Below are 14,381 nucleotides of genomic sequence, written 5' to 3'. Positions count from 1 at the left end.
CAATGATGTTGATTTATTAAAAAGGATAAAAGATAAGGGATTAAAGGTTTTATACTTTCCTTATGCCGAAGTGATTCATAAAAGGGGGGCAACGACGAAGATTTTTTGGGGAAGGATGATATTTGAACAGCATAAGAGTATGTATCAATATTTTAAGAAATACAAAAAGGGTAAGTTTTTATATCCCTTCTTCCTTTTTACCGCTATTATCCGCTTCTTTGCTTCCAAGTTTTTGAAATTAACTTTTTGCTAATTTTTGGGACGGCTCCCGGAGACAACTTAATCGTAGTGAATTTTTGGTCATGATTAAGATGATCCTGAACGGTTTTAAGAGGTTCTAAAATCATAAGGAAATAAGTTTCTAATAGGGTCTCATACTTAGAATTGATTTTACATAGCCAAAATCTTCTCTTGATTTAAGAACATTAAATTATTCTTTAAATTTTGCCCTAATAATTTGGGAGAGAGGATTGAAAGAGGAAGGGGAGAAGTGAGGGGCAGAAGGATGGGGCAGAAGAGGGGTGGAGGGAGAGAAGAAGAAACTGGTAGAGGAAATAGAAGAGAAAGGAGGGGAGGAAGGGTGGGGAAAATTAGGGAAGAGAGGGGAGAAGGGATTAGGGGAGAAAATGAGGGAAGAGTTAGTCTTATTTACCCCCCAGGGATGCCGTAGGGGGGACTGACCCCTATCTTTTAAGTAAAATGGCTTTAAGTTGTTGAAAATAAATAACTTAAAGCATTTTGCCCTTTAATAAAAAGTTATCTCATCAGATAATTTTTGTGAAGAGTAAAAAGGTATCAAATTCTTTTAACATTTTAGAGGCATTATAGCCAAGTGAAATTTCAATTTGACATTTTTCTTTTTTTTACTAAAATTTGCGTTAAAATATAATTTATGGGGAGGAAAAATGAAGGTATACATAGATGAGGAGCTCTGCACGGGTTGCGAGTTATGTGTCACCTCCTGCCCGGATATATTTGAGATGAAAGGCGATGTGGCTAGTGTAAAGGTTGATGTTGTCCCCGAAGCCGCCGAAGCGGATGTCCGGCAAGCAGCGGAAGATTGTCCGGTTAACGCGATAAAGGTTGAAGAGTAAAAGATGTCCTTAGTTCCGGTAGCGGAAATCGCGGAGCGATTAGGGATTGAGCAGGATTATTTTATCCCCTATGGTATCTATAAAGGGAAGATTTCTTTGAAGTTTTACGATAAGATAAAAGAGAATAAGGATGGAAAGTTAATCTTGGTGACCGCGATGACTCCAACCCCTTCGGGTGAAGGAAAGACAACGGTAGCGATTGGTCTGGCGATGGCTTTAGAAAAAATTGGGAAGAGGGCAATTGTCTGTCTCCGCGAGCCTTCGCTCGGTCCAATTTTTGGGAAAAAAGGTGGGGGCACTGGTGGTGGCAAATGTTGTGTCTTACCGGAGGAGGATATTAACCTCCACTTTACCGGTGACCGGCACGCCGTCGCCAGTGCCCATAACCTTTTGGCTTCCATTTTGGATAACCATATCCATTTCGGTAATGATTTGGAGATTGACGAGAGGGAGATTTTATTCAAGAGGACAATTGATTTGTCCGACCGGAGTCTCCGGAATATCGTTGTTGGCTTAGGTGGAAAGACAAACGGTCCTGCCCGAGAAGATGGTTTCATTATCACCCCGGCTTCGGAGGTGATGGCGATACTCTCTTTGGCAACTTCTTTAGCGGATTTGAAGTCCCGCCTTTGCCGAATCCTCGTTGCCTATGATAAAAACCTAAAACCAATTTATGCGGGTGAACTTGGTGCCTGTGGCAGTATGGCAGTTCTTTTAAGGGAGGCTTTAAAACCGAATTTAGTTCAGACTTCTGAAAATACCCCGGCTTTTGTCCATACCGGCTGTTTTGCGAATATTGCCCACGGCACTGCGAGTCTAATTTCCATTAAGATGGCGCTAAAATTAGCAGAATACGTGGTGGTGGAAGCGGGATTTGGTTCTGATCTCGGAGGGGAAAAGTTTGTTAATCTTTTTGCTCGTCTTGGCAACTTACCAATTGCTCTCGCCTGTTTAGTAGCGACAATTAAGGCTTTGAAATTTCACGGCGGTGCAAAGGAGAAGGAGTTAGATAAGGGAACAGTGAGTCAGTTAAGGAAGGGGTTGGAAAATTTAGGAAAACATATTGAGAATCTAAGAAAGATGAACCTTCCCGTGGCGGTGGTTTTGAACCTTTTCCCAGGTGATAAGGAGAAAGAGATAAAGATTGTGAAAGGCTTCTGCGACTTTCAGGAGGTGCCTTTTGTAACCTTTGAGGGCTATCAGAAGGGAAGCGAAGGGGGGATAGAATTGGCTCAGGTAGTGGAAAAAATGACAACGAAATGGGATATTTCCTTTACCCCAATCTATCAACTTACCGATGGGGTTAAGGAGAAGATTTTTAAGGTGGCACGAGAGATTTACGGAGCAGATGATGTCATTTATACCTCCCAGGCGGAAAAGGATTTAGAACGGATTAATAAATTGAATTTGAGTAATCTCCCAATCTGTATCGCCAAGACCAATCTCTCCCTTTCCGATAATCCATTGCTTTTTGGTGTGCCTAAAGGTTTTAAAATAACGATTTCCCGGGTAGTTATATTTTCCGGAGCCGGCTATTTAGTACCGATGGCTGGTGATATTAACCTGATGCCGGGACTGCCGAAGGAGCCGAATGCGCGAAGGATTGATTTAAATGAGAAAGGTTTTATCGTTGGTTTGAGATGAGCGAAGAAATTTATGACATCTTAATTATCGGTGGTGGTCCAGCGGGAATGACTGCGGGACTTTATGCCGTAAGAAAGAATTTAAAAGTCTTGCTGATTGCCAAAGATTTTGGGGGGCAGGCGCTCTGGGCGCCAATGATTGAAAACTATATGGGTTATTCTGCTGTTTCTGGTCCGGATTTGATGATGAGATTCCAAAAACAAATCTCTTCCCTGCCGATAAAGACGAGGATTCCGGATGAAGTGATTGGATTAAGTAAAGAGGGAGAGGTCTTTATCACTGAGACAAAGTTTGGTGGGAGATATAAAGCACGGGTAGTGATTGTGGCTAGCGGGAAGAGACCGAAGACTTTGGACATTCCCGGAGAAAAGGAGTTGACCGGGAGAGGAGTTTCTTATTGTGTAACTTGTGATGCCCCCCTTTTTACCAATAAAATCGTAGCGGTGGTTGGCGGGGGAAATTCAGCAGTGAGTGCCGCCTTGGACTTAAATAAAACCGCAAGCAAGGTTTATCTTATCGTGCGGAGAGAAATGAGAGCCGACCAGATTCTTCAAGAAAAATTGGCAAAGGCGGAAAAGGTGGAAAAGATAATCGGCTTTTCCCCAAAAGAGATTAAGGGGAGAGAAAGGGTGGAGGGGATATTGCTCAGACGAGTGGAAAACGGCGAGGAGATGGAATTAAAAGTAGATGGGGTTTTCGTGGAGATTGGTCTTATCCCTAATACCGATTTCTTAAAGGATATGGTTAAAGTGAATGAGTTAGGGGAGATAATTATAAATTGTAACTGCGAGACTTCGGTAGAGGGGATTTTTGCCTGTGGGGATGTGACAAATGTGGTGGGGAAACAGATAATCATTGCCTGCGGTGATGGGGCTAAAGCCGCCTTATCTGCTTACCATTATTTATTAAGAAAATAGGAGGGGTTATGGGATTAATTTTAACACCCGAAGTAGAAAATGAAGTTAGGGAAGTTTTTAAGGAGTTAAAAGAACCGGTGGAACTGATTGTCTTCACCCAGGAATTGGAATGTCAATTCTGCCGGGAGAATCGCCAGTTAGCCGAGGAAATAACTAACCTTTCCCCTTTATTAAAACTTTCGGTCTATAATTTTATTACCGATAAGGATAAGGCTTTGGAATACTGGGTGGATATGGTGCCGGCGATTGTTGTAAAAGGAGAGAAGGATTACGGATTAAAATTCTATGGTATCCCAGGGGGTTATGAGTTTAACTCGCTAATTGAGACGATAAAGATGGTCTCATTGAGGGATTCAGGACTGAGCGAAAAGACAAAAGAAGTTTTAAGAAGTTTAAATAAGCCAGTAGATATTAAAGTCTTTGTCACACTTACCTGTCCCTATTGCCCTTCCGCCGTGAAATTGGCTCAGCAATTCGCCTTTGAAAGTTCTTTCATTCAGGCTTGCATGATTGATGCGGCGGAGTTTCCCCATTTGGCTCACAAATATGATGTCTATGCAGTTCCCAAGACAGTTCTTAACGACACAATTTCCTTTGAGGGTGCTTTACCCGAAGAGTTATTTTTAGCCGAAATCTTAAAGACTCAGGCATCGGGTTTATAGGAGACGGTCATTTTCTCCCTCCTTTTTTGGAGTTTAATTTTCACCCAGCCTTTGCAAAATCGGCTCTTGATTGCCATTTCATCGGACGGTTTGCACTGGCAGAGGTTAAATCTGATAATGAGTGATTCCGCAGATGTGCCCGATGCCTTAGTCGGTCCGGATAGAAATGTTTATGTTTATTTTCAGGGTCTTTGGACCCACACCCGAGATGGAATTATGGTCGGTATCTCCGCGAATGGGATTGACAATTGGCGGTTTTACCAAGTGGTCATTCCTGGGACCCAAACTTGGCCTGGGCATCCTTGTGACCCGGATATTATTTTCCGTAATGATACCTTTCGCCTCTACTTTACCGGTGACCCAATTGGTGATCGGAATCCAGAGACTTACTCGGCAATCTCTCTTGACGGTTTGAACTTCACCTTGGAAGAAGGGGTTCGCTTTCAAATTCCTGGAAGTCTAGTTTTAGACCCTTCGCTCCTCTGGACTGGTGATACCTTACAATATTTTGCCGGTGGTGCTCCACCGGGTGAGAACTGGCACGCCCATTCTTCTGATGGCTTATTATTTTTCCCAAGGCCAAATTTTTCTATAGAGAGCCTTATGATGGCTAATGGAATTTCTCTCCCCCAGGGTGGTTATCGGTTTTATGGTTTTAATAATAATCCCAATAGTTCTGGCATCCGCTCCATCTTTTCGTTGGATGGGGAAAATTGGGTTTTAGAACCTGGCTATCGTCTGCAGATTGATTCTACCAATGGTTTAGAAAGTCGGTATGTGAAAGACCCCGCGGTTATTTTAAAGGATAGTATTTTTATTATGTATTATGTAACAAGAAAACCGATGGGCGGGATAGAAGGGAGTGGACAATTACCAACTTATTCTTCAATAAAAATTTTTCCCAATCCCGCGAATTCTATTGTGCAATTTTGGGTGCTTTCATTTTTGGTCAAGAAGGTAAATATCTACAATTCAGAAGGGAGATTAATTCGCACCTTTTCGCATAAAAGGGAAATCATTTGGGATGGAAAAGATGAAAATGGGCAGAAGGTAAGATCGGGCCTTTATTGGTTAATCGGACAGAATGATAAAACTATAATAAAGAAAAAGTTTATATTTTTAATAAATTAAATCTTTTTTAGAATGATAAATCCGTTCTCCGGTTTAGCAAAATCTGACCAAGCGTTTTTCAAACTAACATATTCTTCCGGTAGGTAACGCCTTTTGGGAAATTTTATTTCTTTATTCAACTGGAAGGTTGGGATATCTTTCCGGGAAGAAATTGTTAATCCGATTAGGGAATCAGCAAAGGCAAAATCCTTTGGTGAGTAATATATAGCACACCCTTCGGGAATAGTAAGTTGTAAATAGTACTTATAGGAAGTGGGGATTTTGATATCTAATGGGTATTTTCTTTCTGGCAGGGTAAAATAAGAAGAAAGGTTAGGGAAGAAGAGATAGGGGGGAAGGTGGAAATTAATCCTTTTGCCTTCTCGGATGCCGTATCTTTCAGCAGCGAAGCGGAGAGAAATTTGAACCGGCTTTTGAGGTTCGCGCAGATTTTCTATACTCCAATTCAAGAGTTTGGCACCCGTCTTAATTTGTGAGATAATTCCTTTTAAGGCAATCTCTTTTTCCTTTTCCGTTTTATCTTTATAATTCGCCCTTAATTCAATTGCTGAAATTCCATTGAGGGTGGCTTTTATTTCGCCTTCTAAGTTGCCAAGGGAATCAAGGGAAAGGGTATAAAAAAATTCCGAAGTAATCTCTTCGGGTTCGGGATAGGGAATAGAAAGGAAGAAAAAAGTATCGGGTTTAACCCAAAAGACCTCCCGGCCAATTAAATCAGGAAGGATAGGAAATCCTTCATTATAATTGGCAAGGATACTTGGGAAAGAGAGGCTCAAAGAGACTTTTTCCGGAAATGTCGGGTCTAAAAATAGATAACGGTTGCCCATTTCTAAGACTAAAATTAAGTAAAAGAAATAAGTGGGAGATGGGATATCTTTTATTATCTCTTGGGCAACATAACCGGGGTAAGCATCAATTCCCACCGCTTTGAGCATTGAGAGGAGAAGAAGGCATTTGTCTTTATTATCGGCATATTTTTGATTATAAACATCGTAAGCCTTTGTTGGCTTTAATCCGGCATCCTGGATAGTTAGGGGGATATCCCGCCAATTTTTCGTCACATAATTATAAATTTCCCGAAGCGCTTCTATTTTCCCTTTTCCTTCTGCTAATTCCTTGGCTTTTCTCTCTATCTCTCCCTTGATCACCACACTGGGGTAGAAATCCTTTTTCAATAAATCCCATACTTCTTGCCAATCCTTGAGATTTGTCCAATAGACCCGGGGTGAGATTTCACTGATTGCTACCCGGTTTGGTTCAAACTTAACTCGGGGAAGGGATTCGCAAAAGAACTGGTAAAAGAAATAATCGCCCTCCCTTTTTTCTTTTACTTTTACCTCGCCAATCGTTTGATATTTTATCGGGAAGGGGGTTTTTAAGAGAAGTTCGCTGTAAAGTACTGGTTCCTCTTTTTGGAAAATTTTGCTGCCAAAAAATTCCTTCTTCTTTTCTTTATTGATTTTTTCGGAGCGATAAATTAACCGCGCGCTCTCTTCCACCGCGGAGAAAGCGACACTTTTTATTCGACTGTTAGCGTATTTGGGAGCAAGAAACTTCTCAACAGTACTTAAATCACCAATCGCCTTTTCCTCGGGGACGATTTCCTCCCCGGTCTTTTTTTTAGTTTTTGCTTCCAGAATTTTTAGTTCTTCAATTCCTTTGTTATATTTTTCCAAGAGATTGCCAAAGACTTCCCTTCCGCGGTAGGTGAGGATGAAGATGGAAATTTCCTTTTCTTCCTTATGGGAGAAATCTTTTCCCACCTGAAGGTGTGTGATCTCTTTCTCTATTACCGCGGAGGCATCGGTGAGAAAATCGTTACTAATGATGGTGAGGAGAAATAAGAGGTTAATCATTTCTCCTCCAAAATTATCTTTTCCCGGCTGAACTGTTCTAACTCTTCCATCATTTTTTTATTCTCTTTATACCTTTCGGGAGGGATGAGCCGAGAAGTAATCGCCGAAATAGTAGTAGAGGTGATAGTATTTCTTTCTACTTTCAAAGTCATCTTTGCCTCCATATCTTCCGTTCTCTTTTCGTAGTTTTTAGGAAGATATTTCACTTTTAAGTTTTTCGGAAAGGTGATTTTAGTTTTCGCCTCGGAGAGGTTTTTTAAATTAAAGTAGATGGGATATTTTCGCTCCTCAGTGCTAAACGGATTGCCGTCCCAAAATTGAAAACTACTCATTCCCCCACCGATGTGCCATTCCTTATTGATCTTTGTTGCGTATTCCGGAATGGTTAAGAATAGATTTAGAGTGATTGGGCTTTTGTAATCCTCAGGGTCCGATGTCTTTATGGAATCACAATGCGCTTGGGGATAATTTGCCTTAAAAGACTGTAAGAAGACTTCGGAAAGCCTTTCTCGAGGAAGCATTTTGATGAGATTGCGTAATGCCATATCAATTACCCCCCTCCCGACAATTTGGAGAGAAATTCGGCCGGTGCGATCAGAGAGAATGTTAACTTCTGAATTAACCTGGATAAAATTTACCGAACCGGGTCTTTCTGGAGTTTTCTCTAAATCTCTCCCTTCGGGGGTGCAGATAAGAACTTCTCTCTCATCTTCAATCGGGGAAAGGAATTCAACCGACCATTCTACGGTTGGGTCAAAGAAGATAAATTCTTCACCTTCTTTTAAGGCGACAATGGCGTGGTTAAATTGACTGGGGGCGGGAATTTCCTTTTCCACCCGATTGCTGGGATTGGTTAAGACCATATAAGAGTTTTTAAACCCGGCTTCTCTTAATAACCCGACCAGAAGCGCGGCTTTATCCCGACAGACGCCGTAACGAGTTTTATGGGTAAAGGTGATGGGTGCTGGTTCGTAGCCGCCTTTTCTACCGGTCAACCTCGTTTCCACATAACGAATTTCCCTTTTCACAAATTCAAAAAGAAAACGGAGAGAATCTTCTCTTGAGCGAGCATCTTTTAAGAGATTCTTTACCTCCTCTTTTATCTCCTCATCCGGGAGAAGTTTTGGTTCGCAGAGTTGATAATACCAGCGGGAGATTGCTTCCCAGGAGTTGGCCGTAGAGAGAACCAATTTAGTGGCGATATCCTCTAAGGGCGGCATTGCCGGTTCTTCAATAATCCTTGGAACATCGTTGGCAGAGAAGATATATTCAATCTCATTTTTCTTTTCTCTCTTTTCCTCAGTAATTGTGCCATTTTTTACTACCCATTTCGGTTTGAGATTAGTTGGAAAGTGAATTTTTAGCACTTTAATTTTAATCGGCTCAAAACCTTCAAATAGGGTCCAGTAGTCAAAAACTGAATCATAAGGTGGATTGCGGGTTATTCTTTCTAATAAGAATTCAACCGCGCAACCTTCTTCTACTTCGGGGAAGGTAATTTTAACAATCCGCAGGTTCGGGATGAGAAATTTTGAACCAGGCCAAGCGGGCATTGGCAGATCTTCAATATCTTCTTTTCTTACTTTGATTATTTTCCCATCTGGTTTTATGACAACCGCTTTTTTCACCACCACGGTATCATAAAGGGTGATATAAGGGAAAGAGGCAGAAGAGAATTTTTTCGCCCCGGTCGGGGTAAGAATCTTTATTAAACAATGGTTAATTTCTTTGCCAGAAGCATCGGGTTTGAGAAAGATTTCGGTAGAGTCAAAGAGATAAAGGGCATTATCCTCACCTTCCTGAGCCAATGCTCTATTAAAGATAAATAATAATGTGAAAATTAAGAAAAGTTTTTTCATATCTTCTCCTTCACTTAATGGTATAGGTTAAGGTTATTTTTAGGAGTTCTTCGTTATTCTCTTGGGGGATGATTTCTTCTTTCATTCCCACTATTCCTCCTAAACTGATCCCTAATTCTTTTGCCCTTTTTTCTGCTTTTGCTCTCACCTTAGAGATAAGAAGGGAACGGGTTTCTTCCCTTAATTTTTCAATATCTTCCAAGAGAAATTTAACTTCGGAAGTTAAGACTCCCCCTCTTTCTTCAATTTTTTTTATCATTTCCGGAATCTTATTTATCTCCTTAATCTTTACTTCATACTCTTTTGTTATCTGAAATTTTTGCACCCGCATCCCCTGAGCGGTGTCCGGAACCATTGCGATATTATATTTTATCTCTTTAATTTCTTCTTTTGGCAGTTCAAAAAGGGAGAGGGCGTTAAAAATGGTATCCCGTTTTTCTTCATTAATCCTTTGCGCTTCCTCCATTTTTAATCCCCGGCTGATAACGGCAAAGTTGAGAAGGGCAAACTCTGGTTTAGGAATTATCTTTGCCTCTCCGGAAAAGGAAATTTCTCTATTTTCGGTCCGACTTTTTAATGTTTGGAATTGGTAAATGACGGAGAGGAAGAGATAGGTAAGAAGTCCAGCGATAAATATCGCCAAAAGATAAAAGAGGCGATTTCGGATATCAAACCTTTTATCTTCTTCAAACATTTTCCCTCCCTACTTAAAATATTCTTCCAAGATTTCTTCTCGGATTCTTTTCAATTCACTCCTCGGGAAGATTTTTAATAGTTCCCAACCAATCGCGAGACTCTCTTCAATGGCACGGTTTTCCTCTTCGCCTTGGGCAACAAATTTTTCTTCAAACTGATTGGCAAATTCTAGATAAACTTTATCCATTTCCGAAAGCGCTTCCTCTCCCAAGATGGTCTTTATCTCCTCAACCTCTTTGCCTCGGGCATAACAGGCAAAGAGTTGATTGGCTAAGTCCGGATGGTCTTTCCTTGTTTTCCCTTCCCCAATCCCCCGGTCGCGAAGGCGCGAAAGAGAGGGAAGGACATCAATTGGTGGGTAAATCTTTTTTTTCAAAAGGGCCCTTGATAAGATTATCTGCCCCTCGGTAATATAACCCGTTAAATCCGGAATCGGATGGGTCTTATCATCTTCCGGCATAGTTAAAATTGGCATCAAAGTGATGGAACCTTTTCTTCCCTTTATCCGTCCGCATCGCTCATAGATACTCGCCAAATCGGAATAGAGATAACCTGGATATCCGCGCCGACCTGGTATCTCTTTCCGGGCTGCAGAAATTTCCCTTAAGGCCTCGCAATAATTGGTCATATCGGTGAGAATCACCAGGACATGCATTCCGCAATCAAAGGCTAAGTATTCCGCTGCGGTTAAGGCACAGCGGGGAGTAGCTAATCTTTCAATCGCTGGCTCATCCGCCAAGTTTAAGTAAACGACACTTCTCTCTAAAGCACCTTCTTCTTTAAAGGAAGAGAGGAAAAATTCTCCTTCTTCAAATGTAATACCCATTGCCCCGAAGACAATGGCAAATTCCTCTTCTTTACCTAAGACCTTTGCCTGCTTCACGATCTGGGCCGCTAAACGATTATGGGGAAGACCGGAACCAGAGAAAATTGGTAGTTTCTGCCCCCGGACTAAGGTATTTAAAACATCAATGGTGGAGATACCGGTTTGTATGAATTCAATTGGATATTCTCGCGAATAAGGATTGATTGGCGCTCCGTTAATATCCCGGAATTCTTCTGGAATCACTTCTTCTCCTCCGTCCCGGGGTTTACCCAATCCGGTAAAGACCCGGCCGAGAATCTCCCGGGATAGGGGAATGGTTATACCCCGGCCCAAAAATTTAATCTTTGATTGAGCAAGTTCTAACCCCTGGGTTCCTTCAAAGGCTTGAACTAAGGCTTTGTCCTTATCCACTTCCAAAACTTGTCCTTGTCTTTTCTCACCGGTGGGTAAAAGGATTTCTACCAGTTCTAAATATTTTACCCCTTCTACCCCTTCGGCGAGAAGGAGAGGACCTTGGATTTGACTTATTTTCCGATGAGTGACGATTGCCATAAATTTTTCTCCTCCTATTCAGAAAAGATCTGGTTCATCTCCTCTTTCAATTTAGAAAATTCCTCCTCCGAAAAGTAGCGCATCCGGGCAATCTTTTCCCTTAGGGGATGGCGCTCAATCTCTTCTACGGTAATTTTGCCGCTTGCTATCTTAGCCAAGGAGAGACGATAAAAATTGATAATGGTGGAAAGCATCAAGAACTGTTTCCGGAAGGAAGAAAAACTGTCAATAGGGTCAAAGGCGGATTGGTGGAGGAAATCTTCCCGGATCATTCGGGCGATTTCCAAAAGTAAGCGGTCCTCCGGGATGAGGACATCCTTACCAATAAGTCGGACAATCTCCTCCAATTCGGCTTCTTTCTCCAAAATCGCCATCGCTTCTCTTGATAATTCAAAGAATTCGGAAGATACCCCATCAAAAGTATCCCTCACATCATCCAAGTAAAGAGAATAGGAATTTAGCCAGTTAATAGCCGGGAAGTGTCTTTTGAATGCCAATTTATCTTCCAGGCTCCAGAAAACTTTGACCACTCTCAATGTCGCCTGAACCACCGGGTCAGAAAGGTCACCCCCAGGGGGTGAGACAGAACCGATAATCGAAAGGTACCCCAGCCGGTTATCTTTACCCAAGCAGATTACCTTTCCCGCCCTTTCGTAAAATTCCGCGATTTTGGCGGCAAGGTAAGCGGGATAACCCTCTTCCCCTGGCATCTCTTCCAGGCGACCCGAGATTTCCCGCATCGCCTCTGCCCATCTTGATGTGGAATCCGCTTGTAAGGCAACCGAGTATCCCATATCCCGAAAATATTCCCCAATTGCCACTCCGGTATAGACGGATGCTTCTCGGGCGGCAACCGGCATATTGGAAGTATTGGCAATGAGACAGGTTCGCTTCATTAAAGGCTCTCCGGATTTTGGGTCTTTCAGTTCTGGAAATTCTAAAAGTACCGATGCCATCTCATTTCCCCTTTCTCCACAACCGACAAAGATGATAATTTCTGCATCCGCCCATTTAGAAAATTGGTGTTGCATTACTGTTTTGCCTGAGCCGAATGGTCCAGGGATACAGGCGGTTCCTCCCTTAGCGATAGGGAAGAAGGTATCACATATCCTCTGTCCGGTGAGGAGACTTTCTTTTGGTGGCAGTTTTCTCTTTACCGGCCGGGGGATTCGCACCGGCCACCTTTGCATCAGAGTGAGTTTGATCTCTTTTCCTTCCGGATTTTTTAGGAGGCAAACGGTCTCTTCCACATTAAATTCCCCCTCCTTAATCTCAATTACCTTTCCTTTAATCCCCGGGGGAACCATTATTTTATGGAGGACAAGACTTGTTTCCGGAACTTCTCCAATAATATCACCACCTTCTACCTCTTCCCCCTCTCTTACTACTGGTTTGAAATACCACTTTCTTTCCCGATTTAAGGCCGGGACCGAAATTCCCCTTTCAATGAAATCTCCCTTCTTCTCTTTTAAGAGAGAGAGAGGTCTTTGAATCCCATCAAATATGGCTTCAATTAATCCCGGTCCTAACTCAACAGTTAAGGGTTGGTGGGTAGGGAAGACCGGGTCATTCGGTCCTAAGCCGCCGGTTTCTTCGTAGACTTGAATAAAGACAGAATCTCCCCTTAAACCGATAATCTCCCCCACCAATTTGTACTCCCCAACCAGACAGATATCATACATTCGGGCATTTGGGATATCCCGAGCGACCACTAAAGGCCCAGAGACTTTAACAATCTTCCCTACTTCCATAGCAATTTCTCCAATATTCCCTTACCTCTTCTTGGATAAAGGGCGAAGAGGAGAGGGAAGGTTTTTCCTCTTTTTACGATTTCTTCCAGTTCTGGAATCTCCTCATCTAAAATTATAAGTTTCTCTTCACCTTCAATCAGTTCCTGCTTTTCTTCTTTTACCCAGTGAATCGTTTTGAAACCGAAAAGAGAAAAGAAGGCGATCTTATTTCTTTCCCCGATAACTTTAATCATACTATTATCAATTCCTTAAGGATTGTTAAATTGGTGATCTGATAGAAAAAGCGAGAAAGGTAAATGCGACGGAGGTTTTCAATCTCTTGTCTCTTTAAGAGATAATAGGCAGAAAGAACCTCATAACCAAATAAAGATTGACCGGCTGTTCGGAGAAAAGAGAGGAGGAGATGGTAGAGCCTTTTTTCTAAACGCAAAAAACCAAAATCGCCTTCGCTGATAAAGGGGATTGCCTCCTTTAAGATCTCAGAAATTGGAGAGGGGAATCTCTCCGGAAGTTCCCTTAAAGGAAGGGGAGTGAGGGAAGAAAGAAATTTTTCGGTGAAATAACCATGAGGGAGAAATTGAAAGGGAGAGAGTGCGAACCTCATCACCCTTAATAGAGTTAAGAGATTACTCACATCGGCGAGAAGGGAGAGGTATTGAGCCAGAAAGGGAAATTTTTGGGCGAGGGAATAAATTCGGGAAAAGAGTTCCACCTCCAACTGATCGTCGGAGAGGGAGGGATTTTGGGCTAATTGGGCAATCTCTGAAGGGAAATTAGGATAGGAAAAATAACCGAAGGGGGAAGAAAATAAAGAGAGGTCCTTTCTCAATTTTAACCCCTTACGATAGATTTTCAGATTGTGGAGGTCAAAGGGGAAGAGGAGGATTTTTAATAGGTCTAGTGAGTGGGCATATTCCTTCAAGAAGAGGTGATTTTCCCATTCCGCCGCTTGGATTACCCCCAAGGGGTCTTTTCCCTTAAACTGGGCATAAGGGGTATTAGAGAGGAGGGAAAGGAAATCTTTTTCCGAAGTGGCTTGGATGAGCCCTTCGTAATCCCTCTCTCTCAATAAAAATTTCTCCCGAAACCGGATTCTTCCCGAAACAAACCCATAATTCGGGTCTTCTGTTAGAGGTGTCTTTATTTCCCTATAAGTAGTTTCCAACATCATTTCATTATATGCTTAAAAAATCAATCGTCAAGCGTAAGCGTTAAAAGTGATTATGACCACTCTTTGCCAAAATAAACCTATCACCTTCTTCCATTAAAATAAGGATGGTATGAGACCGGAAGGGGATCTTAGGTTAATATAGAACTTTCCGACTTTTGGGGTGGCGACAATATCTGTAAACAAGAGACCTTCCCCAAAAATTCTAAATCACCATTTTCCAAA

14 protein-coding genes are annotated in these 14,381 nt (G+C 42.0%); 7 read left to right on the top strand and 7 right to left on the bottom strand.

Going from position 1 to position 14,381, the window contains the following annotated elements:
* The 7 genes from ABIL00_02195 to ABIL00_02165 all read left to right on the top strand — a co-directional run.
* Window positions 1-253, top strand: a 253-nt coding sequence (locus ABIL00_02195; GenBank protein ID MEO0109581.1) for a hypothetical protein, incomplete at its 5' end; no start/stop codon positions are given.
* Between the two features lie 252 nt (window positions 254-505).
* The gene (locus ABIL00_02190) at window positions 506-670 is read left to right on the top strand and encodes a hypothetical protein (protein MEO0109580.1); all 165 of its coding nucleotides are present in this window, start codon (window positions 506-508) and stop codon (window positions 668-670) included.
* 235 nt (window positions 671-905) lie between these two features.
* Window positions 906-1,094, top strand: a complete 189-nt coding sequence (locus ABIL00_02185) for a ferredoxin (GenBank protein MEO0109579.1) — start codon at window positions 906-908, stop codon at window positions 1,092-1,094.
* A 3-nt stretch (window positions 1,095-1,097) separates the two neighbouring features.
* Window positions 1,098-2,738, top strand: coding sequence for a formate--tetrahydrofolate ligase (locus ABIL00_02180; GenBank protein ID MEO0109578.1), 1,641 nt, complete (start codon window positions 1,098-1,100; stop codon window positions 2,736-2,738).
* Window positions 2,735-3,655 (top strand): FAD-dependent oxidoreductase, encoded by a 921-nt coding sequence (locus ABIL00_02175; GenBank protein MEO0109577.1) that lies wholly within the window; start codon window positions 2,735-2,737, stop codon window positions 3,653-3,655. The genes ABIL00_02180 and ABIL00_02175 overlap by 4 nt, the downstream gene beginning before the upstream one ends.
* An 8-nt stretch (window positions 3,656-3,663) precedes the next feature.
* Window positions 3,664-4,317, top strand: a complete 654-nt coding sequence (locus ABIL00_02170; protein MEO0109576.1) for a thioredoxin family protein — start codon at window positions 3,664-3,666, stop codon at window positions 4,315-4,317.
* Window positions 4,318-4,368: 51 nt separating this feature from the next.
* The gene (locus tag ABIL00_02165) at window positions 4,369-5,448 is read left to right on the top strand and encodes a T9SS type A sorting domain-containing protein (protein ID MEO0109575.1); all 1,080 of its coding nucleotides are present in this window, start codon (window positions 4,369-4,371) and stop codon (window positions 5,446-5,448) included.
* Here the strand turns inward: ABIL00_02165 and ABIL00_02160 are convergent.
* From ABIL00_02160 to ABIL00_02130, 7 genes are read right to left on the bottom strand one after another with little or no spacing between them, the layout of a single operon-like run.
* Window positions 5,445-7,304: a DUF3857 domain-containing protein gene (locus ABIL00_02160; protein MEO0109574.1), complete on the bottom strand. Its 1,860-nt coding sequence runs from the start codon at window positions 7,302-7,304 to the stop codon at window positions 5,445-5,447. The two genes, ABIL00_02165 and ABIL00_02160, sit on opposite strands and share 4 nt — an antisense overlap.
* Window positions 7,301-9,163, bottom strand: a complete 1,863-nt coding sequence (locus ABIL00_02155) for a DUF3857 domain-containing transglutaminase family protein (GenBank protein ID MEO0109573.1) — start codon at window positions 9,161-9,163, stop codon at window positions 7,301-7,303. Before ABIL00_02155 ends, ABIL00_02160 begins: the two co-directional genes overlap by 4 nt.
* 10 nt (window positions 9,164-9,173) lie before the next feature.
* The gene (locus ABIL00_02150) at window positions 9,174-9,857 is read right to left on the bottom strand and encodes an SIMPL domain-containing protein (protein MEO0109572.1); all 684 of its coding nucleotides are present in this window, start codon (window positions 9,855-9,857) and stop codon (window positions 9,174-9,176) included.
* A gap of 9 nt (window positions 9,858-9,866) precedes the next feature.
* Window positions 9,867-11,237, bottom strand: a complete 1,371-nt coding sequence (locus ABIL00_02145; GenBank protein MEO0109571.1) for a V-type ATP synthase subunit B — start codon at window positions 11,235-11,237, stop codon at window positions 9,867-9,869.
* 14 nt (window positions 11,238-11,251) lie between these two features.
* Window positions 11,252-12,988, bottom strand: coding sequence for a V-type ATP synthase subunit A (locus ABIL00_02140; GenBank protein MEO0109570.1), 1,737 nt, complete (start codon window positions 12,986-12,988; stop codon window positions 11,252-11,254).
* Window positions 12,979-13,221 carry a hypothetical protein gene (locus ABIL00_02135; protein MEO0109569.1) on the bottom strand — a complete coding sequence of 81 codons (243 nt, stop codon included), beginning with the start codon at window positions 13,219-13,221 and terminating at the stop codon, window positions 12,979-12,981. The genes ABIL00_02140 and ABIL00_02135 overlap by 10 nt, the downstream gene beginning before the upstream one ends.
* Window positions 13,218-14,156, bottom strand: a complete 939-nt coding sequence (locus ABIL00_02130; protein ID MEO0109568.1) for a V-type ATPase subunit — start codon at window positions 14,154-14,156, stop codon at window positions 13,218-13,220. The genes ABIL00_02135 and ABIL00_02130 overlap by 4 nt, the downstream gene beginning before the upstream one ends.
* Window positions 14,157-14,381: the final 225 nt, after the last annotated feature.

This window comes from candidate division WOR-3 bacterium, from assembly GCA_039801905.1.
In the GTDB taxonomy this organism is placed as follows: Bacteria; Hydrothermota; Tepidihabitantia; order Tepidihabitantales; family JBDRVQ01; genus JBDRVQ01.
The sequence above is the reverse complement of the archived record's forward strand: the minus strand, read 5'-3'. Positions and strand labels throughout refer to the sequence as shown.